Source organism: Bradyrhizobium sp. JR4.1, from assembly GCF_040548605.1.
GTDB lineage: Bacteria > Pseudomonadota > Alphaproteobacteria > Rhizobiales > Xanthobacteraceae > Bradyrhizobium > Bradyrhizobium canariense.
Genome location: NZ_JBEPRY010000002.1, coordinates 631036 through 655871 on the forward strand (window position 1 = coordinate 631036; position 24836 = coordinate 655871).

General features: G+C 65.6%; 19 protein-coding genes. 15 read left to right on the plus strand and 4 right to left on the minus strand.

Features of this window, described 5'->3' with window-relative positions; genetic code table 11:
* Window positions 1–7 precede the first annotated feature (7 nt).
* Window positions 8–550 carry a MarR family winged helix-turn-helix transcriptional regulator gene (locus ABIB90_RS08210; protein ID WP_354200620.1) on the plus strand — a complete coding sequence of 181 codons (543 nt, stop codon included), beginning with the start codon at window positions 8–10 and terminating at the stop codon, window positions 548–550.
* Here the strand turns inward: ABIB90_RS08210 and ABIB90_RS08215 are convergent, their stop codons facing one another.
* Window positions 551–1357 (minus strand): N-acyl homoserine lactonase family protein, encoded by an 807-nt coding sequence (locus ABIB90_RS08215; RefSeq protein WP_354200621.1) that lies wholly within the window; start codon window positions 1355–1357, stop codon window positions 551–553. It abuts the gene before it with no gap.
* A gap of 373 nt (window positions 1358–1730) precedes the next feature.
* Here ABIB90_RS08215 and ABIB90_RS08220 point away from each other — a divergent pair, with 373 nt between their 5' ends.
* The 6 genes from ABIB90_RS08220 (at window position 1731) to ABIB90_RS08240 (ending at window position 8924) form a co-directional block, all read left to right on the plus strand.
* On the plus strand, window positions 1731–3245 hold the full coding sequence (locus ABIB90_RS08220; protein WP_354200622.1) for a caspase family protein: 1515 nt from the start codon (window positions 1731–1733) through the stop codon (window positions 3243–3245).
* A gap of 145 nt (window positions 3246–3390) precedes the next feature.
* Window positions 3391–4062: an OmpA family protein gene (locus tag ABIB90_RS08225; protein ID WP_354200623.1), complete on the plus strand. Its 672-nt coding sequence runs from the start codon at window positions 3391–3393 to the stop codon at window positions 4060–4062.
* 158 nt (window positions 4063–4220) lie between these two features.
* On the plus strand, window positions 4221–5150 hold the full coding sequence (locus ABIB90_RS08230; RefSeq protein ID WP_007599035.1) for an efflux RND transporter periplasmic adaptor subunit: 930 nt from the start codon (window positions 4221–4223) through the stop codon (window positions 5148–5150).
* Window positions 5150–8299 carry an efflux RND transporter permease subunit gene (locus ABIB90_RS08235; protein ID WP_219683364.1) on the plus strand — a complete coding sequence of 1050 codons (3150 nt, stop codon included), beginning with the start codon at window positions 5150–5152 and terminating at the stop codon, window positions 8297–8299. Before ABIB90_RS08230 ends, ABIB90_RS08235 begins: the two co-directional genes overlap by 1 nt.
* Window positions 8300–8355: 56 nt before the next feature.
* Complete coding sequence (locus tag ABIB90_RS41615) at window positions 8356–8643, plus strand: hypothetical protein (protein ID WP_219683390.1); 288 nt, start codon at window positions 8356–8358, stop codon at window positions 8641–8643.
* Complete coding sequence (locus ABIB90_RS08240; protein ID WP_354200624.1) at window positions 8580–8924, plus strand: type II toxin-antitoxin system RelE/ParE family toxin; 345 nt, start codon at window positions 8580–8582, stop codon at window positions 8922–8924. Before ABIB90_RS41615 ends, ABIB90_RS08240 begins: the two co-directional genes overlap by 64 nt.
* A 5-nt stretch (window positions 8925–8929) precedes the next feature.
* On the opposite strand, the gene ABIB90_RS08245 is transcribed toward ABIB90_RS08240, so the two are convergent.
* Complete coding sequence (locus ABIB90_RS08245; RefSeq protein WP_007599026.1) at window positions 8930–9604, minus strand: Crp/Fnr family transcriptional regulator; 675 nt, start codon at window positions 9602–9604, stop codon at window positions 8930–8932.
* Window positions 9605–9839: 235 nt separating this feature from the next.
* Between ABIB90_RS08245 and ABIB90_RS08250 the strand changes: the two genes are divergently transcribed.
* Window positions 9840–11918, plus strand: a complete 2079-nt coding sequence (locus tag ABIB90_RS08250; protein WP_354200625.1) for an AsmA family protein — start codon at window positions 9840–9842, stop codon at window positions 11916–11918.
* Between the two features lie 286 nt (window positions 11919–12204).
* Entirely contained in the window at window positions 12205–14652 is a 2448-nt protein-coding gene (locus ABIB90_RS08255; RefSeq protein ID WP_354200626.1) for an adenylate/guanylate cyclase domain-containing protein, read from the plus strand.
* Between the two features lie 102 nt (window positions 14653–14754).
* Here the strand turns inward: ABIB90_RS08255 and ABIB90_RS08260 are convergent, their stop codons facing one another.
* Entirely contained in the window at window positions 14755–16038 is a 1284-nt protein-coding gene (locus tag ABIB90_RS08260; RefSeq protein ID WP_354200627.1) for a Spy/CpxP family protein refolding chaperone, read from the minus strand.
* A gap of 316 nt (window positions 16039–16354) precedes the next feature.
* Window positions 16355–17350 (minus strand): LysM peptidoglycan-binding domain-containing protein, encoded by a 996-nt coding sequence (locus ABIB90_RS08265; protein ID WP_354200628.1) that lies wholly within the window; start codon window positions 17348–17350, stop codon window positions 16355–16357.
* A gap of 183 nt (window positions 17351–17533) precedes the next feature.
* Between ABIB90_RS08265 and ABIB90_RS08270 the strand changes: the two genes are divergently transcribed.
* The 6 genes from ABIB90_RS08270 to ABIB90_RS08295 all read left to right on the plus strand — a co-directional run bounded on the left by ABIB90_RS08270 (window position 17534) and on the right by ABIB90_RS08295 (window position 24832).
* Window positions 17534–18235 (plus strand): hypothetical protein, encoded by a 702-nt coding sequence (locus tag ABIB90_RS08270; RefSeq protein ID WP_354200629.1) that lies wholly within the window; start codon window positions 17534–17536, stop codon window positions 18233–18235.
* Between the two features lie 139 nt (window positions 18236–18374).
* The gene (locus tag ABIB90_RS08275; RefSeq protein WP_354200630.1) at window positions 18375–21038 is read left to right on the plus strand and encodes a bifunctional diguanylate cyclase/phosphodiesterase; all 2664 of its coding nucleotides are present in this window, start codon (window positions 18375–18377) and stop codon (window positions 21036–21038) included.
* A 260-nt stretch (window positions 21039–21298) separates the two neighbouring features.
* The gene (locus ABIB90_RS08280; RefSeq protein WP_219683371.1) at window positions 21299–22258 is read left to right on the plus strand and encodes a helix-turn-helix domain-containing protein; all 960 of its coding nucleotides are present in this window, start codon (window positions 21299–21301) and stop codon (window positions 22256–22258) included.
* Window positions 22259–22356: 98 nt separating this feature from the next.
* A complete protein-coding gene (locus ABIB90_RS08285) occupies window positions 22357–22647 on the plus strand; it encodes a hypothetical protein (RefSeq protein ID WP_007599017.1) in 291 nt (96 codons plus the stop codon).
* Window positions 22648–22751: 104 nt separating this feature from the next.
* The gene (locus ABIB90_RS08290; RefSeq protein WP_354200631.1) at window positions 22752–23957 is read left to right on the plus strand and encodes an NAD(P)/FAD-dependent oxidoreductase; all 1206 of its coding nucleotides are present in this window, start codon (window positions 22752–22754) and stop codon (window positions 23955–23957) included.
* Between the two features lie 77 nt (window positions 23958–24034).
* The gene (locus tag ABIB90_RS08295) at window positions 24035–24832 is read left to right on the plus strand and encodes an acetoacetate decarboxylase (RefSeq protein ID WP_007599014.1); all 798 of its coding nucleotides are present in this window, start codon (window positions 24035–24037) and stop codon (window positions 24830–24832) included.
* Window positions 24833–24836 lie beyond the last annotated feature (4 nt).

The window sequence follows — 24836 nt, forward strand, 5'->3', positions numbered from 1 at the left end:
GCTCTCCTTGGCGAGGACATCCAGCGACATCGCGCTGAAGACAGGCGAGGCCGATGAGGCTTCAGCGCGGCCAAAAACGCGGCTGGACCTGTTCAGGTTCGTGCCGTTCCGCCTCAACCGGCTCGCCGCGGAGGTGAGTTCCGCGCTCGCGGTCGAATATCAGGAACGTCACGGCCTCGACATCCCGGCCTGGCGCGTGATCGCGACGCTCGGCTTCCGCAACGATGCCTGCAGCGCGCAGTACGTCGCGCAATGCACCCGCACGCACAAATCCACCATCAGCCGCGCGGTGACCATGTTGCTGCACCAGGGTTTGATCGAGCGCGTCGAGAACGAAGCCGATCGCCGCGAATTCCGCCTGCGATTGACAAGGAAAGGCCGCACGCTCTACGAGGAGCTGTTTCCGCAATTGCTGCGGCGGGAAGACGAGATCCTCGCCTGCCTCTCGGCGCAGGAGCGCAAACAGCTATCGACGCTGCTCGGCAAGATCGAACAGAGCCTCGACCTGATCCAGACCAGCGAAGAGGCCGACGCCAAGCAGGCGTATTGATCACTTCGCAAACGATCGCGACGGCGGCAAATGCAGCGCCCAAACATCGACCTTGTCGCTGGCGCGCGGATAGATCTCCGTCACGATCGGATCATGCCCGGGAATGAACCGGTCAGGATGGCCGGCGAGACGCTCGATCGTCTCCCAGCCAACCGCCATGTCGCCGACATTGTAGACGATCGGGAATGGGCTTCGGCGCTGGAGATTGGCGTAATAATGCGCCGCATCCGACGCCAGCACCACCGGCCCGCGCGCAGTCTCGACCTTCACCACCTGCAGGCCGTCCGAATGACCGCCGACGCGGTGCACGGTGAGGCCGGGCGCGATCTCGCCGTCGCCGGAATAGAAATTGACGCGCTCGCCATAGACATGGCGGACCATCTGCGTGACGTGCTCGACCGAGAACGGATGTCGCAGCAGTCCGTTGCACATGCAGCGTCCCGTCGCGTAGGCCATCTCGCGCTCCTGGATATGGAAGCGCGCGTGCGGGAAACGGTCCAGATTGCCGGCGTGGTCGTAATGCAGATGCGTCACGATGATATCGCGAATGCTCGACGCCGCGACACCAAAGCGCTCCAGCGCGTCGACCGGATTGAGCGTCAGCTTGCGCGCCCGCGCGGACGCTTCCTCGGCATTGAAGCCGGTATCGACCAGAATGTCGCGGCCGTTGCCGCGGATCAGCCAGACGAAATAGTCGAGGTCCTGCGCCGCGCTGTCGTGCGGGTCGGGCGCGAGGAAGTTCATATTGGGCGTGCGCGGCGACATCGTCGCATAGCGCAGTGCGTAGATTTCGTAGGCGTTTCCCATGATTTTGATCTTGCTCTTTTGTGGATGCACCTTCAGGGGCGATCGACCGCACCAAGCCATCGTCCACCGCAAAGGTCAAACACCGGAGGTTGCGAAGCAGGCCCGTCCGCAATGTGAGACCAATCACATTGTTGTAGCCACGGCTGCCCTAACGTGCAGCCGCAATGACAACCAGAATGCATCGCGTGCAATCGTGACCGCCCGTTTATTCCCCCCGCAACATGCCCATGCGTCGCGGTCAATTGTCGCGATAACGCCGAATCCGCAAGCGGTTGACGCCCCCCTTCCCCGGTTTGATAATGCACATTGCGTAAGTTAAGGTCGCCGCGGCGCAAGCTGGAAACGGCGCCTTTTTGGCTGGATCGCGCTAATTATGAAAATTCGCCTGCTTTTCGTTCTGTCCTTGCTCGTGTCGCTCGTCCCGACCGCTCCGTCACTTGCGGCCGGCGATCGCTTTGCGCTGGTCATCGGCAATGCCAAATATCCGGACGCGGACGCTCCCCTGAAGGAACCGCTCAACGACGCGCGCGACGTCGCAGACGAGCTCAAGCGCGACGGCTTTTCCGTCGAGATCGGTGAGAACCTGACCGGCGACGGCATGCGCCGCGCCTTCGACAAGCTCTACGGCAAGATCAAGCCGGGGTCTGTGGCACTGGTGTTCTTCAGCGGCTTCGGCATCCAGTCCGCGCGGCAGAGCTATTTGCTGCCGATCGATGCGCAGATCTGGACCGAATCCGATGTGCGCCGCGACGGCATCAGCCTCGAAACCGTGCTCGGCGAGCTCAACACCCGCGGCGCCGGCGTCAAGATCGCGCTGGTCGACGCCTCCAGGCGCAACCCGTTCGAGCGCCGGTTCCGCAGCTTCTCGGCCGGCCTCACCCCCGTCATCGCGCCGAACGGCACGCTGGTGATGTATTCGGCGGCGCTGGCCTCGGTGGTCTCGGACGCCGGCGGCGAGCACAGCCTGTTCGTCCAGGAACTCCTCAAGGAAATCCGCGTCCCCGACCTGATGGCCGAGGAGACGCTGAACCGCACCAAGATGGGCGTCACCCGCGCCTCCCGGGGCGAGCAGGTGCCGTGGATATCCTCTTCGCTGGCCGAGGATTTCTCGTTCATTCCAGGGGCCGGCGGGTCGCGCCCGACAATGACCCCGCCACCCCCGCCTCCCGCGCCGCCGCCGGTCGTGGCCAACAACCCGCAGCCGGCCCCGCCCGCACCTTCACCGCCTCCGCCGCCGAAACCGGCCGATACAGTGGCAGCACCGGCTCCGTCACCGAAGCCGCAGGTCGAGGCCGCCTTGCCGCCGGCACCGCCGCCGCCTCCGCCCGTGATTCCGGCCGATCCCGTCACCGCTCCGAGCATGGAGAGCGGGCCGAGTGCGGCAGTCCTGGCCGAGGACCCCACCATCAAGGGGCTGACCGCCAAGATCGCGGCCAATCCGGATGACGTGAACGCGCTTTACCGGCGCGGTCAGGTCTATGCCAGCAAGGGCGCCTACAGCCTGGCCATCAAGGATTTTGACGAGACGCTCCGGATCAACCCGAAGGACGTCGAGGCTCTGAACAACCGCTGCTGGACCCGCACCGTGGTTGGCGACCTCCAGGGCGCGCTGAAGGATTGCAACGAGGCCCTGCGGCTGCGACCGAACTTCGTCGACGCGCTGGACAGCCGGGGGCTCGTCAATCTGAAATCGGGGGCGGTCAAGAACGCCATCGCCGATTTCGAGGCAGCCCTGAGGATCAATCCGCGCCTGACCTCCTCGCTGTTCGGACGCGGGATCGCCAAGCAGCGCAACGGCTCGGCTCAAGAGGGTGCACTCGACATCGCCAATGCCAAGGCGATGGACCCGAACATTGTTCAGGAATTCGCAAGCTACGGAGTGCGTTGATATTTTTTTGAATCGGGGCCGATGTGCCTCGAACCCGCGGCGGCCCGGCGAAGACTAATCGAACGGATGCCGCAGGCCGTCCTTTCGGGGGGCTTATTGCAGGGATTTTGGAACACGCGATCTGGCTGCGCAGGAGGGACTGGCTATGAGATTGGCTGCAAAGGGACTTACCGCAATCCTCTCCATCATCACCGTCGGCGCCGCACTGTCGCTGACGATCCCGCTGGCATTCGCGGGCGACGACGGCAACAGCAAGAACGTCACCGAGGACGAGATCGTCCGCGCGCTGGCGCCACCGCCGAAGAAGCCGCTGACCCGCGGTCTCTCGATCGCTCCGCAGGCCGATCCCGCACCGAGTGCGACGGAGACCAAGCTGATCCAGTCCGTGCGCGGCCGCTCGACTCGCTCGCTGTCGTCGACCGAGCGCGAAGAAATCGCGTCGGCGGCCAAGGACAAGCCGAACATCGATCTGGAAATCACGTTCGACTACAACTCGGCCAATATCAGCGCAAAATCACTTGCCTCGGTCCAGGCGCTCGGCCGCGCGCTGACCAGCCCCGATCTGAAAGGCTCGACCTTCGTGGTCGCCGGCCACACTGACGCCGCCGGCGGCGAGAGCTATAATCAGGATCTGTCGGAGCGCCGCGCGGATTCGATCAAGCGCTATTTGGTCGAGAAATACAGCATCTCCGCGACCGACCTCGTGACCGTCGGCTACGGCAAGAGCAAGCTGAAGGACCCGGCCCAGCCGATGGCGGAGGTCAACCGTCGCGTGCAGGTCGTCAACATGGAAAACAAGACCACCGCATCGAAGTGAGCACGACGTAATCCTTTGAAGTGACAAGTCGTGATGTGGTGTAAAGTCTCGCTTCCAGCACGCGTCCCGCAGGCTCGCGGGACGCTGCTTTATTTCAGGGAAACGCTCACCAAGGGCCGCGCGCGGACGGCCATGAGCCAGGCCAGGACGATCCGGCAATGAACCTCTCCGAATATCTCAAGCCGGCCGGAACGGTGGTCTTCGTCGTCGTGCTCGGCGTCGGCTATTATCTGTTCGAGCATCGGCACCGCGCCGAGCCCAAGGAAACGCCGAGCGAGGCGCTGGTCATCGTGACCAAGTCGACCAATGCCTGCTTCTCCGACCTGGTCCGGGTGACCGGCTTCTTCGTGCCGCGCCGCGAAGCCGTGGTCGTCGCCGACCAGGAGGGATCCAGGGTCACCGACCTCTTCGTCACCGAGGGCACCCTCGTCACCGACAATCAGGAGCTGGCGCGCCTGACCGCACCGCCCCAGATCCCAGGCCAGCCGCAGCGGCCCGGCCCGCAAGGACCGGTCTCGCTGAAAGCCCCTGCGCCGGGCCTCGTCACCGAGGTCCGCACCATCGTCGGCGCACCGGCCTCGCCACAGGCCGGCCCGATGTTCCGTATCGCCGTCAACAACGAGATCGAGCTGGACGCGCAGGTCCCGGCGGTGCACATGGCCAAGCTCAGCTCCGGCGCGACCGTGCGCATCAGCCGCGACGACGCGCCCGATTTGATCGGGCGGGTCAGGCTGGTCGCGCCCGAAATCGATCGCGCCACCCAGCTCGGCCGCGTGCGCATCAGCGTCACCAACAATCCCTCGCTGAAAGTCGGCGTGTTCGCCCGCGCCTCGATCGACGCCAAGCGAAGCTGCGGCGTCGCGGTTCCCAAGACCGCGATCGACCATCTCACCGTGCAGGTCGTCAAGAGCAACATTGTCGAGACGCGCAAGGTACGGGTCGGGCTGTCATCGGACAGCGCGACGGAAATCCTGGAAGGCCTCAACGTCGGCGAGATCGTCGTCGCCGACGCCGGCTCTTCGCTGCATGACGGCGACCAGATCAAGACCATGTTCGCCGATGAACTCGATCGCACGCGGGTACGCTGATGGCTCTCAATATCTCGGCATGGTCGATCCGCAATCCGCTGCCGTCGGTGGTTTTTTCCATCATCCTCCTGATCCTCGGCTGGGTGTCCTTCACCAAGCTCGCAGTGACGCGGCTACCCTCGGCCGACATTCCCGTGATTTCGGTCGCGGTATCGCAATTCGGCGCGGCACCCGCCGAGCTCGAATCCCAGGTCACCAAGACGGTTGAAGACGCCGTCTCCGGTGTCGAAGGCGTCAGGCACATCACCTCGCAGATCACCGACGGCCTGTCGGTGACGACGATCCAGTTCGCGCTGGAGACCAACACCGACCGCGCGCTCAACGACGTCAAGGACGCGGTGACGCGCGTGCGCTCCAACCTGCCGCAGAACGTCACCGAGCCGCTGATCCAGCGCGTCGACGTCATCGGCCTGCCGATCGTCACCTACGCCGCGATCTCGCCCGGCAAGACGCCGGAGCAGCTCTCCTATTTCGTCGACGACGTGGTCAAGCGCGCGCTGCAGGGCGTGCGCGGCGTCGCCCAGGTCGAGCGCATCGGCGGTGTCGAGCGCGAGATCCTGGTCTCGCTCGATCCCGACCGCCTGCAGTCGATGGGGTTGACGGCCGTCAATGTCAGCCAGAGCCTGCGCGGTACCAATGTCGACGTCGCCGGCGGTCGCGCCGAGATCGGCAAGAACGACCAGGCGATCCGCACCCTCGCCGGCGCCAAGACGCTGAGCGACCTCGCCGGCACCATGATTCCGCTGTTCGGCGGCGGCGAGGTCCGGCTCGACGATCTCGGCACCGTCACCGACACCATCGCCGACCGCCGTACCTTCGCCCGCTTCAACGGCGAGCCCATCGTCGCGCTCGGCATCAAACGCTCCAAGGGTGCCAGCGACGTGAAGGTCGCCGAGGCCGTGCAGAAGCGCATCGACACGCTCAAGGCCACCTATCCCGACGTCGACCTGAAGGTGATCGACACCTCGGTCGAATATACCAACGGCAATTACCACGCGGCGATCTCGACCCTGTTCGAGGGCGCCATCCTCGCCGTCGTCATCGTGCTGTTGTTCCTGCGCGACCTGCGCGCCACCATCATCGCCGCGATCTCGCTGCCGTTGTCGATCTTCCCGGCATTCTGGGCGATGGACCTGCTCGGCTTCTCGCTCAACCTCGTCAGCTTCCTCGCCATCACGTTGTCGACGGGTATTCTGGTCGACGACGCCATTGTCGAGATCGAGAACATCGTCAGGCACATGAACATGGGCAAGTCGCCCTATCGTGCCGCCCTGGAAGCCGCCGACGAGATCGGCCTCGCGGTGATCGCGATCTCGCTGACGATCATCGCGATCTTCGCACCCGCGAGCTTCATGTCGGGCATCGCCGGACAGTTCTTCAAGCAGTTCGGCATCACCGTCTCGGTGCAGGTGTTTTTCTCGCTGCTCGCGGCGCGCTTCGTCACGCCGGTGCTCGCCGCCTACTTCCTCAAACATGGCAATCACGAAGAGCCGCCGCCCGGCCGCGTGCTGCGCTCCTATCACAGGATCGTGGGCTGGTCGGTGAAGCACTATTTCATCACGGTGCTGGCCGGCTTCGGCGTCTTCGCCGCCTCGATCTGGAGCATCACGCTGCTGCCGCAGGGTTTCCTGCCGGCGCAGGACAGCTCGCGCTCGCTGGTTGCCCTCGAGCTGCCGCCGGGCACGCAGCTCGCTTACACCGAAAAAGTCACCGAAGACATCGTGGCGCGCCTGCGCAAGCGCCCTGAGGTGAAGAGCATCTTCGTCGATGGCGGCCGCGTTCCACCAGGGACCCAGGAAGTCCGGCGCGCCGCCTTGATCATCAACTACACGCCCAAGGACAGCCGCGATATCACGCAGCGCGAGCTCGAATTCTCGATCAGCCAGGAACTGGAGAACATTCCGGACATCCGCTTCTGGTTCCTCGACGAGAACGGCCTGCGCGCCATCTCGCTGGTCGTGACCGGCGCAGACGCCAACATCGTCAACAACGTCGCCAGCGAACTCGCGACGCAGATGAAGCGGATTCCCACCATCTCCAACGTGATCTCGGAAACCACGCTGGAGCGGCCCGAGCTGCGCGTCGAACCGCGCGCCGATCTCGCCGCACGGCTCGGCGTGTCGACCGAAAGCCTGTCGCAGACCATCCGCGTCGCCACCATCGGCGACGTCGGCCCCGCACTCGCCAAGTTCGACGTTGGCGACCGTCTGGTGCCGATCCGCGTGCAGCTCGAGGATGCCGCGCGCGGCAATCTGAAGACGCTCGAACAGTTGCGCGTCCCGCTCGGCGAGCACGGCGAGAAGGGCGGCGTGCCGCTCTCCGTCATTGCTGACGTCAAGCTCGACCAGGGCCCGACCAGCATCAACCGTTACGATCGCGAGCGACAGGCGACCGTCGCGGCCGATCTCGTCGGCTCCGCGGCGCTCGGCGACGCCACCAAGAAGATCTATGACCTTCCGGTCATGAAGAGCCGGCCGAAGGGCGTGAAGGTCTCCCCCTCAGGCGACGCCGAAAGCCTGAACGAACTGTCCGAAGGCTTTGCCACCGCGATCACGGCGGGCCTGATGATGGTCTACGCCGTGCTGGTGCTGCTGTTCGGCACCTTCCTGCAGCCGATCACCATTCTGTTCTCGCTGCCGCTCTCGATCGGCGGCGCGATCGCGGCCCTGCTGATCACCGGCAAGCAGCTCACGACGCCGGTGTGGATCGGCATTCTGATGCTGATGGGCATCGTCACCAAGAACGCGATCATGCTGGTGGAATTCGCCATCGAGTCCATTCACGCCGGCACACCGCGCGAAGAAGCCATGATCGACGCAGGCATGAAACGCGCACGCCCGATCGTGATGACCACGATCGCGATGGCCGCGGGCATGATGCCAAGCGCGCTCGCGGTCGGCGCGGGCGGCGAATTCCGCTCGCCGATGGCGCTCGCGGTGATCGGCGGCCTGATCTTCTCGACCATCCTGTCACTGGTGTTCGTGCCCGCGATGTTCATGGTGATGGACGATCTCGGCGCCCTGATCTGGCGCTTCGCCAAGCGGCTGGTCGTGCACAGCGAAGATGCGGAGGGCGCCGGTCATCACGGAGCGGCGCCGGCCGACGCCATGCCGGGGCCGAAGAACATCGTGCACCCTGCGGCGGAGTAGCTATTGGCCCCAGATCTCGGGCTCGACATCGGTAAGTGAAGTGCTATCTTTCGGGAATGAACCTCATAAGCCGAACGCTTGAGATCGACGCCGACACTGATGCCCGTCTCCGGGAGATCGCGTCCGAGCGGGGAAAGGACATCGCAACGGTTCTCGCAGAGGCCGTCGCATTGCTCGATTCAGTGATCGACGTTTCTAGTCCAGATCTCGCAGAGGACCGCAGTCGTTACGACGACTTCAAGCGCACCGGCCTGGCTGTCCCACTCGACGACGTTAAAGCGTGGGTGGCAAGCTGGGATTCGGCAGACGAGCTGCCCAGTCCCCAGCCGCGCAAGGTGAAATGATCCACCTTTCGCCAGCCGCGGTCGAAGACATCGAGCGGCTGCGAACTTTCCTCGATACTGTTAATCCTGGCGCCGCGAAACGCGCCTTGGCCTCGATCTGGAAGGCAATCGATCGGCTGCCGGAATTGCCGCCGCTGGGCAAACCGACTGAGGATGCCGTCATCCGCCAAATCATCGTCCGCTTCGGCTCGTCAGCTTACATCGTGCGATATGTCATTGCTCCCGAGACAGGCGATATTCTCATTACGAGAATCTGGCATGGCCGTGAGGCACGGACCTGACGCCCCTACTCGTTCCGCGCGATCGCCGTCAGCTTGGTCATGTTCCGCAGCAGGATGCGGCCGCGCTGGAGATCGAGGATCGCTTCCTTGCGCCATGCCTGAAGCTGGCGGTTGACGCTCTCGCGGGCGGCGCCGACGAAGACGCCGAGTTGCTCCTGCGAGATGTGCACCTCCGAGCCGAAATCGGCGGCGAGCGCGCAGAGGCGCCGCGCGAGGCGAACCGGCAGCGGCTGGAGCATGGACTCTTCCATGCGCTCGCTCTGCCAGCGGATGCGCTGGCACAGCAGCGCGATGATCTTGATCCCGACTTTCGGCTCGCGTTCGAGGAAAGCCAGAAAGTCTTCGCGCCGCAGCACGAACAACTCGCTGGCTTCGCCCGCGGTGGCGTCCGCAGTGCGGCTCTGGCCGTCCAGCACCGCAACCTCTCCGAACAGGTCGCCCGGCCCCATGAAGTTCAGCGTCAGGCGGCTGCCGTCGGAGGCGCCGGTCTCGATACGGACCTGGCCTCGGCGCACGCCGAACAGCGCATCGCCCGCGTCGCCCTTCTGGAACAGCACCTCGCCGTTCCCCAGATGCTGGGTGTGGCAGAGATTCGCCAGCCGCTGGAGCTCGTCTGCGCCGAGATCGGCGAACATCGCATTCATCTTGAGGATGACCGCAAATTCGGCCTGCTTGCTCATTTCAATGTCCTTGTGAATTTCGTTGGCAAATCGCTTGGAACCATCAACATCAGGATCGCGTAAAACCGCGCCGGGGAAGTGTGCCATAAGTCACATAACTTTGCAGCACCCCCAGACTATTTTTCCGTGCTTGGAGCCGCTTCCCGTCCCGGGATAAACTCAGGCGCAAAGGACGGCTGCAAATGACGGTCATCTGCCGGATTCGACTCCGATCGTCCGCCGCTGGAAAGTCGACATGAGAGCAGTGAAATTCGCCGGTGCGGCGGTGGCCGCAATCGTCATCGTGATCGCACTCCTGCTGGTGGTCGGGATCCCCTCGGGCTTCCTGACGTCGACGATTGCCGCGCGGGTCGAGAGCGCGACCGGCTATCGCCTGTCGATCGACGGCACGACCAGAATCAGCCTGTGGCCGACGCTGAACGTGACGCTGAACGACCTCACGCTTGCCGACCCCAAGGACCGCAGCGGCATCACGCGCCTGACCATCGACAGCGTGCAGGCCGACATGTCGCTCTCGAGCGTCTGGTCGGGCCGCCCGAAGATCAACGAGCTCGTCGTCACGCATCCCGTGCTCTACCAGCCGCTGCTGCGTGAGCGCCTGCCGAATGCCGGCGGCACGTCGAAGCCGGTCGCGCTCGATACCGACGGCGCCGCCATCGACCGCATCAAGGTCACCGATGGCGAGATCGCATTCGCGCGCGTGCGCGATCGCGTCGAGAGCCGCATCAGCGCAATCAATGCCGATGCGATCGTCGGCCGCGACCGCAAGATCAACATCACCGGCACCGCGCGGGTCGGCGAGCATCCGGCCAAGTTCGACATCAAGGCGACCACGCCGGCGCCGCCGGCCGACCGGCCGACCATTCCGGTGGATTTCGCCATCGACATGCCGGACGTGCTGAAGTCCCGGCTCGCGGGTCATGCCGAGATGCGGCTGAGCGGCGATGTCGTGATGATCAACGGGGTGAGCGGCACGCTCGGCGATGGCGCGTTCAACGGCTGGGCCTCGGTCGATATCGCGAGCAAGCCTCTGGTCAAGGTCGATCTCGACTTCCAGCGGCTCGCGATCCCGCTGGCGAAATCGCCGGAAGGCGCGTCCGGGCAGCCCTGGAGCGATGCGCCGATCGACGTGTCCGGGCTCAGCTATGTCGATGCGCAAATCAGGATCTCCGCGCATGAAGCGGTGATCGGCGATGCGCGCCTCGCGCCGCTGGCGGTCGATGCAAAACTCGCCGGCGGCGTGCTGAAGGCCGGCACCGCCAATCTCGGCGCCTATGGCGGCCAGGTTTCGGGCGAATTGATCCTGGATGCGACCAGCGGCGCGCCGAGCTTTGCCATGCATTCCGACCTCGCCGGCGTGCAGGCGCTCCCGCTGCTGCAGGGCCTCGCCGAATTCGACCGGATCGACGGCAAGCTGCAGGCCAAGCTCGCGCTGCGCAGCGCCGGCACCAGCCAGCGCGCACTGATGGCGAACATGCAGGGCACGGCCTTCGTCAATTTCCAGGACGGCGCCATTCGCGGCATCAACGTCGCACAGATGATCCGCTCGCTGACATCGGGCACGTTGTCGGGCTGGCAGGACAGCCGAGACAACAGTCGGGACCAGAGCACGGATCTGTCGCAGCTGTCGGCGTCGTTCCGCATCGACAAGGGCCAGGCCGTGACGACCGACCTTAATCTGACCGGACCGCTGGTCCGCGTGACCGGCGCCGGCACGATCGCACTCGACACCAAGATGATGGGCTTCCGCGTCGAGCCGAAGCTGGTGATGACGACCGAAGGCCAGGGTCGCGCCGCCGAGCCGGTCGGCTTCGGCATTCCCGTGATGATCCAGGGCACCTGGTCGCAGCCACGGATCTATCCTGACATGGCCGGCATGCTGGACAATCCGGATGCCGCCTATGCCAAGCTGCGCGAGATGGGCAAGGGGCTGTTCGGCGCTGATGGGGCCGGACTCGGCAATATTTTGGGCAGCCTTGGCCTCGGGGGAGCCACCGCGCCGGGTGGCGGCAATTTGACCGGCAATGCCAATCCGCAAACCCAGCAGCCCGGACAGAACAACCCGCTCGGCGGCCCCTTGGGCGAGGCGATCGGCAATCTGATCCAGCAGGGGCTTTCCGGTGGCGCGGGAAACGGCACGGCGACTGGGACTGGCACCGGCACTGCCACCGGCCGCAGCCGCAGCCTGCCTGCGGCGCCATCCCCATTGACGCCGCAAGCCTCGCCGGCGTCCCCCGCCCTGGAGGACCCGCCGGCGGTGCAGCAGGACAGCCAGCCGATGAACGACGTGCTGCGACAGCTCTTTAATCGATGATTGCAGGACCAAAGCGCTGGACTCCCAGCCCTCCCTTGCCAAGCCCATCCCCTTACATCGGCTTGCCCGGCGGCGGCTTCCTCCAAACGGACGAGACTGCGACAATTCACCATGCTTGCGCCTGCCCAGCGTCCAAGGCGGATAACCAAGACGGGTAACCACGCCGGCTGCTCGGCCGGCCCTTGACCAGTCCCTTCACAGTCCCCTGGACCAAATTGTGCTAGAAGGCTCGCAGGGTCCGTGCGGCCCGTAGCGCCGGCGCCGATGGCGGCGCGAGAGGATCGGGATGGCAGGAGCGAACGACAAGACACGGTTTCTGCGCGAGGGTCTGTTCGCCAAATACGTCGTCTCTCTTGTCGGCCTCGTCGTGTTCGTGCTCGCCGTCAACGGCGCGATGGAGAGCTGGATCTCCTACCGCGCCACCAAGACACAGCTGACCGACGGTCTCGAGGACAAGGCGCAGGCAGCCGCCCGGCGGATCGAGCAGTCGATCTCCGAGCTCGAGCGCCAGATCAGCTGGGTGACCCGGGCGAGCCAGGACACGCTCGAGAAGCGCCGCGCCGACTATGCCCAGCTGCTGCACCAGGTCTCGGTCGTCACTCAGCTGTTCCAGCTCAACGGCGACGGCCGCGAGGTGCTCCGCGTCTCGCGCCAGTCGACCACGACCGGCAGCAATGCCGACCTCTCCCGCGACATGCGCTTCACCGACACCGTCGCCCGCGGCGTCAGCTACGCACCGGCCTGGTTCTCCGACCGGACACCGTTCATGTCGATCTCGGTGGCGCATTCCGGTTTCAACGCCGGCGTCACCGTGGCCGAGCTCGATCTCAGCTTTCTCTCCGAGTACCTCTCCGACGCTCAGGTCGGCAAGGCGGCGTTCGCCTATGTGGTCGATCCGCGCGGCCGCGTGCTGGCGACGTCCTCGAAAGGGCCCGAAATCGGCAAGGACCTCTCGAAGCTGCCGCAAGTTGCGGCCGCGGTTGCGCCCGGCCACGCGCCCGACAATTCGGGCACCGACTTCAACGGCCATGCGGTGATGAGCGCCGCGAGCACCGTGCCGAAGCTCGGCTGGAGCGTGATGTTCGAGCAGCCGACCACGCAAGCCTTGATGCCGATCCGCGACCAGCTGGTGCGCATTGCGCTGCTGATCGGCATGGGCCTGCTGGTCGCGATCCTCGCCGGCACGCTTCTGGCGCGCCGCATGATCATTCCGATCACGGCGCTGCGTGACGGCGCGCACAAGCTCGGCGAGGGTGATTTCAGCCATCGCATCGAGGTGCACACCGCGGACGAGCTGGAAGATCTCGCTGGCCAGTTCAACCGCATGGCCAGCCAGATCCAGGAAACCTATTCGGATCTGGAGACCAAGGTCGAGGAGCGCACCCGCGATCTCGCGCAGTCGATCAACGAGCTCAAGGTGCTGGAAGAGGTCGGCCGCGCGGTCGCCGCCTCGCTCGATCTCAACGCCGTGCTGCCGACGATCGCCGCGCGCGCCATCGAGATCACCCATGCCGACGCCGTGCTGATCTACGGCTATGACGCGCAGGTGCGCCGCTTCAATCTGGTCGAGGCCAACGGCATCGACAAATCCGCCGACGGCGCCCATGTCACGATTGATGAGGGCCAGGATATCCTGAGCGATGCGGCCGGCAGCGGCGAACCGATCGCGATTGCCGATCTCGACCAGGCCTCCGAGCAACCGCTGCGCGACGTCGCGATCGAAGCCGGCTTCCATTCGGTGCTGGTGGTGCCGCTAGTCGACCAGCAGGGCACGCTCGGCTCGCTGGTGGTGCTGCGCCGAGCCAGCGGCGAGTTCGCCCCAAGCATCATCGGCCTGATGCGCACCTTCGCCAACCAGGCCGTGCTGGCGATGCGCAATGCGCGGCTGTTCACCGAGGTCGACCACAAGGGCCGCGAGCTCGCGGCTGCGCACGAAACCGTGCAGCAGCAGGCCGCCAAGCTCCAGGAGCAGACCGAGCAGCTGCGCAACTGGAATCGCTCGCTGGAAGAGCGGGTCGAGAAACAACTCGGCGAGATCGGCCGCATCAAGCGGCTCGAACGTTTCCTCGCGCCGCAAGTGGCGCAGCTGATCGCCTCGTCGGACGGCCACGACGCGCTCCTCGACAGCCACCGCCGCGAGGTCACCGTCGTGTTCTGCGATCTGCGCGGCTTCACCTCGTTCACGGAGGCGACCGAGCCCGAAGAGGCGATGAACGTGCTGCGCGAATATCACGCCGCGCTTGGCGAGCTGATCCACCGCTATGAAGGCACGCTCGACCGCTTTGCCGGCGACGGCGTGATGATCCTGTTCAATGCGCCCATCCAGTTCGCCGACCACACCAAGCGCGCGGTGAAGATGGCGGTCGAGATGCGCGATACGATCGGCGCCCTGACCGAGAAATGGAAGAACCGCGGCCACTCGCTCGGCTTCGGTGTCGGCGTCGCCATGGGCTATGCCACGCTCGGCCAGATCGGCTTCGAGCAGCGGCTCGAATATGCCGCGATCGGGAGCGTCACCAATCTCTCCTCCCGCCTCTGCGACGAAGCCAAGGCCGGCCAGGTCGTCGTCAGCCGCCGCGTCTACGGCATGGTCGAGCCCTGGGTCGAAGCCCGCGCCCTCGACGATCTCGTGCTCAAGGGTTTCAACCACCCCGTGCTCGCGATGGAGATCCTGTCGTGGCGCGAGGAGGTGGAGAACGTAATTGACGCCGCCGCGGCAAGGCGGCGCGGGTAGCCAAAACAAAAAACTGCGAAAACAACCCCATGCACAGTAGCCGGGGCCTGCAAGATCAATGGCTTACGCGGGCACGGAATTGGCTGGAAGCGGTGCGGGTGATCACGCCCCGCGCTTCGGCCCCATCGCCTCGAACCCGGCTTTCTGCTCGTCGCTCAGGTCCGCCTCGAAATCATCGAGCGCGTCACTGACGCCGTTCACGGCCTGCAGCATCGTCTCCAGCCGCGCCTTCGCGGCGGTGAGGCGGGCCTGTGGTGTCGGTCCGGCCTGTGACGGACAGGCGCTGAGCGTTTCCATGGTGCGCAGCGTGGTGTCCTGGAGCACGTCGAGGCGGGCGCGGGCGGTGTCGTCGAGCTTGAGCGTGGAGGCGATCTCGGCCGCGGGCCATTGCTGCTGCATGAGCTGCTCGTATTGGCGCTGCAGCTTCTCGTCGTAGCGGGGATCGCTGTCCGCCTGGCAGGCCGATGCCGCCTGCGGATTCTTTTGCTGGATCGCTGCCAGCGCGGCGCGACGTTCGTTGGCTAGGCTGTCGAGCTTGGCCTTTTGGTCGTCGTCGAGGAGATCGACGAACTTGGCGAGGGATGGCGCGACGGCATCCGTTGCCTTGATCATGGCCTCGATTCGCTCGCGCATCAGGCCGAGGCGCTCCATGGCCGTCGCAGGCACTTGCGTCGGACAGGCGGCGCGGATGGTGTCGCGCGCGGATGCCCAGGCGGTGGCGAGCTCGTCGAGCGCTGTGCGCTGCAATTCATTCGGCTGCACGGCAGCGGCGATGCGATCGACCGGCCGGCCGCCGGTGTCGCTGGCATCGCAGACCGTCTCCGCGGTCGGGACTCGCCGTCCGCGGCGGCCGTGCGGCGCGGTGTAGGCGGCAAGCTCCGTGGCCGCATAGGGCGCGAAGATCGCAGCATAGATGTCGCCATAGCCATAGAGCGAGAGGCTGGTCGCATCGCCGAGGATGATTGCGGTGGTGAGGTCGTCATGCGCGAACGGCCAGAACACCGGGCCGACCCAGCCGTAGCTGCCGTCGGGATGGCGCCACCAGCCCTGCGGACGGCGGCCGCCGCGCCAGCCCGCCAGCGCAGCTTGCGCCGTCATTGCGGCACGGAGGACGTAAGGATTCGCAGGCTGGCCGCGCTCTGAGCCGCGCGGATCTTGCGACCGCAACGCTGCGGACCGGTATCGGCTGCCCCGCACCGCCATGCGGGCATGGCGCAAGCGCGACATGCCGATCATGTGGCCGACGGCAAAGCGCGCGACACCGAGCGGGCCGCCGCGGAAGCCGAACTGCGCCTCGGCGCGGCTTGGCAGCAGGAGCGCCAGAATCGCCAGCGTTGCGCCCGTTAGCGCCAGCCCCAGCTTGGGTCCCAAGCGTGATCTCGACATGATCACTGACCTGTCCACCTTGGCCCTCCTCCGGCGCCAAGCGCGCATCGCGTCGCATCACAATGACGCGCGAGGGAACCAAATGTTCCGGAAGCGTACAGAGCAAAGCGTCGCGGTATTTGCTTAGGACGTCTCGGCGGCGCCTGAGCGAGCGCCTCGTCCTTCGAGACGACCGCTTGGCGGCCTCCTCAGGATGAGGCTTGGCAGCGCATCCTTCTGCGTTGAATGCCGCCGCAGACTCATTCCTCATCCTGAGGGCCCGCCGCAGGCGGGCGTCTCGAAGGATGGCCGCAGGAGCCGCGGCGAAGCGCCGCCTTCACTCCGCCTTCTGCGGCAGCACGAAGGTCTGGCCAGGATAGATCAAATTGGGATTGTGGATCTTGGCGCGGTTTGCGTTGTAGATCACGGCAAAGCGGGCGCCGTCGCCATAAGCGAGCCGGCTGAGCGCCCATAGGCTGTCGCCGCGGGAGATCACCCGGCTGCCGCCTGTTTCCGCCGGTGCACCGCCGACGACATCCGCCGGCGAGGCCGATGCAACCGCCGTGGCCGCGGGCGCCCGCGCCATCACCCCTGACCCGCCCTTCGGTTTCGGTGCGCCCATCAGTCGGGGGCGGGCCGCAGGCCTGTCCGATACCGATGCCACGACATCCGACTTGTCGTCGGGCTTCTCGGCCTTCGCTTCCTGCTTCGTCTCTTGCCTCGCGGCGGGTGCAGGGCGTGCGGGCGGTGGCGCGGCTTCGGCGATCGTCACCGGCATGCTGCGGCCGGATTGCGTGACGGTGCCGTCAAGCGATTTTGCCCGCAGGGTCAGCTCATAGGAACCGGCGGGAAGCTGCGGCGGCGTCATGACGAATTGGCCCGAGGCATCCGCCACCACCGTGTCGATCGGCTTGCCGTCGCGCAACAGCTCGACCTTGGCGCCCGGCGTCGCCTGGCCCGCGATCACCGCCGCCTCGCCGTGATCGTCGACGCGTGCGACGTCGAAGCGGGGGCCGCTATCGGCAACCGCCGGCGGCGGCTTGACCGGTGCAAGATCGGCAAGCGCGGCCGTGACCTGCTTTTGCGTCTCGGCCAGCGCACCCGCCTTCGGCTCGGGGGCCGGTGCCGGAGACGCAGCTGGCGCCGGCGGCGCGACCGCGGCGAGCTTGGGCTCTTCCGGCTTGGGCTCGACCTTGGGTTCCGGCTTGGCGGCGATGTCGGTCTTCGCCCCCATCGGCAACAGGCGACGCAGCTCGGTGGGGCCGATCACCAGCACGGTGCCGCCCACCGCGAGCAGACAGAATGCAATGAAGGCCTTGGATGCGGTCAACATCGGAAACGAACCCTGATCAGGAAGAATTTTGCAAATCAATCGGCCCAGCAAGGTGCGCCGTTTTGGTCACGGCAGCAAGACGGTCGATAGGATGATGAGCCGGCACGGAGATGAACCGACGCACCCCCGCCGGTGTCAAATGCTCAAGGCCGCATCGCGGCATTTTTCTCGAGGAATTGTCCCGTGAACGCATTTTGCCGTCCCGCACAATGGCCTGTTGGGCTGGTGCTTGCCCTGACAATGGCCGCAACTCCAGGGCTCGCCGCGTCCGGCCCGCCGCCGGATTACATCCTCACCGACAATGCCGATCTCGCCTTCACCTCACCCGACGGCGCCACGGGGATCGAGCAGTACGTGAAGGACGGCGGCGATTTCGACGTCAAATGGCAGGCCTGGACGAGGCGTGGCGAACAGATGACGGAGCTCAAGCCCGAGCAGGGCTACGGGGCCGGCTTCCGCTTCACCCCCGACTCGCAATGGCTGGTGCGGATGCAGAAGACCGGTTCCGGCGAGCAGGACCTCTATCTCTACCATGCCGAGAAGGGTGCCTTCGTCAGCGCGACGAAGACCTCGTTCAGCGACTTGGCCTGGGCCTATTTCCACAGCCGGCCCGACACCGGGAAGATGAAGCTCGACTACCATATCTCGGCCAATCTCGTGAAAGGCACCGAAGAGGCCTATCGCGGCCTTGGCGTGCACTGGCCGGACAACCGTTACCTCGTGATCTCCTTGTCGGGCGAAATGGACAAGCATCCGAAGAACGTCGCCGTGAAGGGATTGGCCGACTGGCGCTGCCGCTATGACCTCAAGACCGGGGCCTTCGACGTGCCATCGATGTTCGCCAAGACCAATACGGAAGCGTTGAGATGGGAAATCCGACGCTGAGGGAACCATGGTCCACCGCGCCTTCAGACAAGCGATGGAACCAACCCTCTGATTCCATTCCGATTCATGTTTTCCTAACCCTCACTGGTAACGCGCTCTTGTCGGTTTTGCCGCATCTTGCATCCCACGGGAGGGCTGCATGGGCACATCGATCCGATGGAGCGCGCGCATGCGCGCGTTGCTGCGCCGTTGGCGCGGAGCGCCGCTGACATGGCTGATCGCAGGCGGCTTCGTGCTGATGGCCGCAATGGCGATCGGCACCGCGCTCACCGTCGACCGCTTCCGGCAGAATGCAATTGAAAGCGGCCGTGACAGCGTGGAGAGCGCGGTCCGGTTGCTCGCCCGCCATTTCGACCGCGAGTTCGAGGATTTTGCGGTGCTGCAGAAGAGCATCATCGCGGAACTCGAAAGCCATGGCATCGAATCCGCAGACGTCTTCCGCAGCGAGATGGGCACGCTCGCCATGCACGAGGTGCTGCGCGCCAAAGCCAGCGGCTGGTCCGACGTCGCCGGTGCCAACGTGTTCGACGCCAAGGGCGTGCTGATCAACTCGTCGCGGCGCTGGCCGGTCGCCGATGTTTCGGTCGCCGACCGCGGCTATTTCGATCGCCTCAAGAACGATCCGGCTTCGCAGGAGGCGGTCGAGGTCGTACCCGGACGGTTGGGCAGCGGACCGGTCATCGTATTCGCGCGCCGCGTCTCCGGCCCCCACGGCGAATTCCTCGGGCTGGTCTCGCGCGCGATCGCGCCGGAGCAACTCGAATCCTTCTTCGCCTCGAGCGGGCTCGGCGAGGATTCCTCGATCGCGATGCATCACCAGAACGGCCAGTTGCTCGCGCGCGTTCCGCATGTGGAGGCGATGATCGGGCAGAATTTCCGCAACGGCACGCGCGAGCAGATGGCGGTGTTCGAGCGAACCTTCGTCACGATGCAGCTCGCAAGCCCGATCGACGGCAAGGATCGCATCGTCGCCGCACGCCTGCTGACCGGCGAGCCGCTGGTCGTGGTCGCGACCAAGTCGCTGGATGCGGCGCTGGCGACATGGCACACGCAAACGAAATTCTTCGTGGCCGTGGCCGTGCTGTCGATCGGCCTGCTCGTACTCACGCTCTATTTCATCTTCCGCCAGATGACCCGCCGGCTCGCCGTGGAGAAGCAGCAGCTCGACACCGCGATGAACACGATGACGCAGGGTCTCCTGATGTTCGACCAGGACGAGCGGCTGATCGTCTGCAACCGGCGCTACATCGAGATGTATGGGCTATCGGCCGATGTGGTGAAGCCCGGCGCATATTTCCGCCAGGTGATCCGGCATCGCCACGACACCGGCTCGTTCCACGGCGACGTCGATTCCTATTGCGACCGCATTTTGGGCGATGCCGGGCAGACGCAGAGCACGATCGTCGAGACCTCCGATGGCCGCCTGATCGAGATCAAGAACCAGCCCGGCGCCGCCGGCGGCTGGCTCGCGACCCATGACGACGTCACCGAGCGCATCCGCGCCGACGAGCGCATCGCGCATATGGCGCATTACGACGCGCTGACCGACCTGCCCAACCGCGTGCTGATGCGCGGCCATCTGGAGCGGCGCGTCGCCGAGCTTGCCCAAGGCAAGCCGTTCGCGATCCTCTATATCGACGTCGACGAGTTCAAGGGCGTCAACGATTCGCTGGGACACGAGGTCGGCGACGAGTTGCTGCGCCAGGTCGCGAACCGCCTGCGCGCCTGCGTCAGCGGCAACGACATGGTCGCGCGGCTGGGCGGTGACGAATTCGCCATCGTCAAGGCCGGCACCCGCGACGACGCCGAGCTGACGGCCCTCGCCGAGCAGATCCTGAAGGCGCTGCGCGCGCCCGTGGACTGCAACGGCCAGGACATCCCGACCGATGCCAGCATCGGCATCGCGATCGCACCCGACCACGGCGACAATCCCGACGATCTGCTCAAGCGCGCCGATCTCGCGATGTATGCGGCAAAATCCGAGGGCCGCCGTACCTTCCGTGTCTTCGCGCCCGAATACGACGCCAAGGCGCGGCTGCGCCGCCAGCTCGAGTTCGATCTGCGGCAGGCGCTGGCCCGCGGCGAGTTCGAGGTGCACTACCAGCCGCTGGTCGATCTCGCGGCCAACGTTGTCACCGGCTGCGAAGCGCTGCTGCGCTGGCATCATCCGGAGCGCGGCATGGTCTCGCCCGCCGATTTCATCCCGGTTGCAGAAGAGACCGGATTGATCAGCGAGATCGGCGAATGGGTGCTGAGGCAGGCCTGCCTCGAGGCCGCCAGCTGGCCCGGCGACATCGACATCGCGGTCAACGTCTCGCCGGTGCAGTTCCGCTCGCGGACATTGGCGCTGAAGGTGGCAGCCGCGCTCGCCGAGTCGGGGCTCGCGCCCGGACGGCTCGAGCTCGAGATCACCGAGACCGTCCTGATCCGCGATGACCAGGAGGCGCTGACGATCCTGCAGCAGTTGCGCGAACTCGGGGTGCGCATCGCGCTCGACGATTTCGGCACCGGCTATTCGTCGCTGAGCTATTTGCATCGTTTTCCGTTCGACAAGATCAAGATCGACCGCAGCTTCATCAGCGACATCGGCGAACCCGAGGATTCCTCGCCGATCGTGCAGGCGGTGGTGCACATGGCCGCCGCCCGCCACATGGCGACGACCGCCGAAGGCGTCGAGACCGAAGCGCAGCGCGCGGTGCTGCTCCAGCTCGGATGCAGCCAGATGCAAGGCTGGCTGTTCAGCCCTGCCGTGCCGGCGGCGAAACTGAAGCAGCTGTTGTCGGCACAGGCGGCCGCGGCGTAGCGGCGCCCCGTCATCCGGTCCCGCCGCTTGGAGGATGTGACGGCCGTGTGGCGGCCTGCCCCCCTTTTCTTACAAGCACTTCCCCTCCCCGCCCGCCCGCCGTGCGTTCGCGAAAGCGCGGGCCGGCTTGGAGCAGGATCGGACAAAGCATGCCGGGTTCAGGAAATACGCACCGCAATCGCGGCGCATAGAACACGCGCCGTTCCGTACAAATGCGGACGACTGATCGAGAGCCCGAGCTGATCAGGAGGAGCCACACCATGACCGGGAACATTGCACTCATGCGCAATCCCTCGCACAAGGGCTTGCCGCCCGCACCCGACGCACAGCCTGACGACCGCTCGACGTCCGAACGGCGTGCCGCCGACGCGGAGATGGCGCGTGTGCTCAGGACCGAGCCGTTTCGCGTGGCGCTGGACTCCTCGGGTGCCGGTATCGCGCACTGGAAGCATGATCCGCTGCACGACGTGGTCGAGCCCATGCGCCACCACGTGGTCATGGCGCATAAAGGCGTGATGCAGCGCATGGAGCGGCGCTCGGGAAAATCGATCTCGATCGGCACGTTTCGTCCGGGGGTCGTGAACATCGTTCCGGAAGGGTCGAGCTCCCGATGGGACATTCCGAAGCCCGTCGACGTCGTGCAGCTTTACCTTCCCGACGCAACGCTGCAGCGCATCGCCGGCGAGGCCGGAACCGCCGGGCCCGCCGAATTGATTGAGCGAACGGCGCATCCCGACACGATCACGTCCCGACTGCTCCTGAGCGCGGCGGATTCGCTGGAGAGCCATGGCGTGCTTGATACGCTGTTCCGGCATCAGCTCACGGATCTTCTGGCCACGCGCCTTTTGGCTGCGCATGCAGGCTCGCCAACCACGTTCCAGCCGACCATGGGCGGACTGGCGCCGAAGGTCCTGCTCCGTGCAATCGAACGATTGCGCTCCGATAGCGAAACGGACGTCTCGCTCGATGCGCTGGCGTCCGATGCCGGGCTATCGCGCTTCCATTTCTGCCGGTCCTTCAAGGAGAGCACCGGGCTGTCGCCGCATGCCTGGCTGCGCCAGCACCGGCTCGAGCAGGCCATGAACATGCTGCGGGAGAGCGACGAATCGATCGTCTCGGTCGCCGCGGCGCTTGGTTACTCCTCGCAGACCGCCTTCGCCGCGGCATTCAAGAAGCTGACGGGCGAGACGCCGAGCGATTGGCGCAGGCGCATGCGTTAGCAGCAATCTCTCGACAACGACGGCAATCGCGCTGGGGCACCGGCAAATCGGGTCAGCTACATCATCTCCATGTCCAGACCAATCGAGGGAGACCAAAGATGACCTGGAAAAACTTCGTCAACCGACGGCTGATTGCCTCACGCCGCCGAAGCCTTGCGACCGCGACCTTGTACGGACTCTCGCTGGCCGTTCGCTTCACCTCGGCGACGGGCGAGGAAGTGGAAATTCCAGCTTACACCATGCACCCGGCACAGCCGCCCGTTTCCATCATGATCCGAAATGGCCCCGGCCTTCCCTATCAGGACTGGAGTCGAAGTGAGCTTCAGCCCGTTGTCCTAGGCTACGGCCGGCCACCGAATTCGCTGCAGGCACGCTGCATCGCGCCCTAAGGCCAGCGACCCAACCCACCTCCACGCGCCGACGCCGGACGCTGCCCCCAACGCAGCAGCGCGGTCGCGCGCGGTCTTTCGAACAGCAACCAAGGAGAGAATCCATGCGACTCATCATCATCGGCGCCGGCTTCGCCGGCATGTACGCCGCCCTTTCCGCAGCCCGGCTGCGCGACATCCGAGGCGTCTCGCCGCAAGATCTGCAGATCGCGCTCGTCTCACCGGAGCCGACGCTGGTGGTCCGTCCGCGGCTCTACGAGCCGAAGCCGGAAACCCTGACGGCCCCGCTGCTCGACGTCCTCGAGGCGATCGACGTCGACTACATCCAGGGCAGCGCCGAGACGATCAACACCGAGGCCCGAACGGTGCAGATCACGCCCGCGAAGGGCGCGCGAAAGACGCTGTCCTACGACCGCCTCGTCGTGACCACCGGCAGCCGGCTGTTCCGTCCGAACATTCCGGGCCTCGCCGAGCATGGTTTCAGCGTCGATTCGCTCGACGATGCCGTTGCGCTCGACAAGCATCTGCATGGTCTCGCGAAGCGGCCTGCCGTGAACGGACGCGACACGGTCGTCGTCGCCGGCGGCGGCTTCACCGGGATCGAGGCGGCCACCGAAATACCGGCGCGGCTGCGCGAAATCCTGGGCCCCAATGCCAGGACGCGCGTCGTCATCGTCGATCGCAACACTGCGATCGCACCCGACATGGGTGCAGGCGCCCGCCCCGTCATCGAGGAAGCCCTGTGCAAGGTTGGCGTAGAGACACGGCTCGGCGCCAGCGTCGCCGCGCTCGACGAGAGCGGCGTCACCTTGTCCAGCGGTGAGCACATCGAAACCGAGACGGTGATCTGGGCGGCGGGCATGCGTGCAGCGCCGCTGACCGGGCAGATTCCCGCCGAGCGCGACAATTTCGGACGGTTGCTGGTCGATCGCTGCTTGCAGGTGCCAGGCGTTCAGGGTGTCTTCGCGGCCGGCGACGCGGCACGCGCCGCCTGCGACGACGAGGGCAATTACGCACTGATGTCGTGCCAGCACGCCACACGGATGGGCGCCTTTGCCGGCAACAATGCCGCGGCCGAATTGCTCGGCGTTCCGACCAGGCCTTACCACCAGAAGGCCTACGTCACCTGCCTGGACCTCGGCGAAGCCGGCGCGCTGTTCACACGCGGCTGGGAGCGCAAGGTCGAGCTGGTCGGCGACGTCGCCAAGAAGACCAAGCGTGAGATCAACACCGTCTGGATCTATCCGCCGAAGGCGGAGCGCGCCCTGGCGCTCGCGTCGGCCGATCCGGAACGGGTGACCGAAGTCTAGACGCCCACGTGATGATGGCCGCGCTCCCGCGGGGCTCGCGGCCGCCACTGCAGACCGATCATTCAGGAGCCCACAGCATGAACCAGCAGATCCGCAACCTCGCGTTCGCGATGCCGCTGACGAACCCGGCTTTCCCGCCCGGCCCGTATCGCTTCATCAATCGCGAATATTTCATCATCCAGTACCGGACCGACCCGGAGGCATTGCGCCGGATCGTGCCGGAGCCGCTGGAGCTGACCGAGCCTGTGGTGAATTACGAATTCATTCGCATGCCCGATTCCACCGGCTTCGGCGACTACACGGAAAGCGGCCAGATCATCCCGGTGTCCTTCCGCGGCCAGACCGGCAGCTTCGTCCACCAGATGTTCCTCAACGACCATCCGCCGATCGCCGGTGGCCGCGAGCTGTGGGGCTTTCCCAAGAAGCTGGCCCAGCCGAAGCTGGCCGTCGAGACCGATACCCTGGTCGGTACGCTGGACTACGGTTCGGTGCGCATCGCCACCGGCACCATGGGCTACAAGCATCGCGCCCTCGATCTTTCCGCCGAAGCACGGAAGCTCATCGCGCCCAATTTCCTGCTGAAGATCATTCCGCATGTCGACGGCACCGCACGCATTTGCGAGCTGGTCCGCTTCCATCTCGAAGACGTGACGGTGAAGGGCGCATGGACGGGGCCCGCCGCGCTCGATCTCTTCTCCCACGCGCTCGCGCCGGTCGCCGAGCTGCCGGTTCTTCAGGTGCTCTCGGCCAAGCATATCGTTGCCGACCTGACGCTCGGATTAGGAACCGTGGTGCACGACTATCTGGAGCGGTCCGCGGTGGCGCGATCGCGTGGAGCCGAAGCTGAAATCCTGACCGAAACACAGGCCGGCTGACCGA

Bases quoted from the DNA above. Each gene is read 5' to 3' on its own strand.
- ABIB90_RS08235 (WP_219683364.1), top strand. From the start codon at position 5,150: ATGGCTCTCAATATCTCGGCATGGTCGATCCGCAATCCGCTGCCGTCG.
- ABIB90_RS41615 (WP_219683390.1), top strand. From the start codon at position 8,356: ATGAACCTCATAAGCCGAACGCTTGAGATCGACGCCGACACTGATGCC.
- ABIB90_RS08245 (WP_007599026.1), bottom strand. From the start codon at position 9,604: ATGAGCAAGCAGGCCGAATTTGCGGTCATCCTCAAGATGAATGCGATG.
- ABIB90_RS08290 (WP_354200631.1), top strand. From the start codon at position 22,752: ATGCGACTCATCATCATCGGCGCCGGCTTCGCCGGCATGTACGCCGCC.
- ABIB90_RS08275 (WP_354200630.1), top strand. From the start codon at position 18,375: ATGGGCACATCGATCCGATGGAGCGCGCGCATGCGCGCGTTGCTGCGC.
- ABIB90_RS08255 (WP_354200626.1), top strand. From the start codon at position 12,205: ATGGCAGGAGCGAACGACAAGACACGGTTTCTGCGCGAGGGTCTGTTC.
- ABIB90_RS08260 (WP_354200627.1), bottom strand. From the start codon at position 16,038: ATGTCGAGATCACGCTTGGGACCCAAGCTGGGGCTGGCGCTAACGGGC.
- ABIB90_RS08230 (WP_007599035.1), top strand. From the start codon at position 4,221: ATGAACCTCTCCGAATATCTCAAGCCGGCCGGAACGGTGGTCTTCGTC.
- ABIB90_RS08280 (WP_219683371.1), top strand. From the start codon at position 21,299: ATGACCGGGAACATTGCACTCATGCGCAATCCCTCGCACAAGGGCTTG.
- ABIB90_RS08250 (WP_354200625.1), top strand. From the start codon at position 9,840: ATGAGAGCAGTGAAATTCGCCGGTGCGGCGGTGGCCGCAATCGTCATC.
- ABIB90_RS08295 (WP_007599014.1), top strand. From the start codon at position 24,035: ATGAACCAGCAGATCCGCAACCTCGCGTTCGCGATGCCGCTGACGAAC.
- ABIB90_RS08215 (WP_354200621.1), bottom strand. From the start codon at position 1,357: ATGGGAAACGCCTACGAAATCTACGCACTGCGCTATGCGACGATGTCG.
- ABIB90_RS08225 (WP_354200623.1), top strand. From the start codon at position 3,391: ATGAGATTGGCTGCAAAGGGACTTACCGCAATCCTCTCCATCATCACC.
- ABIB90_RS08285 (WP_007599017.1), top strand. From the start codon at position 22,357: ATGACCTGGAAAAACTTCGTCAACCGACGGCTGATTGCCTCACGCCGC.
- ABIB90_RS08265 (WP_354200628.1), bottom strand. From the start codon at position 17,350: ATGTTGACCGCATCCAAGGCCTTCATTGCATTCTGTCTGCTCGCGGTG.
- ABIB90_RS08220 (WP_354200622.1), top strand. From the start codon at position 1,731: ATGAAAATTCGCCTGCTTTTCGTTCTGTCCTTGCTCGTGTCGCTCGTC.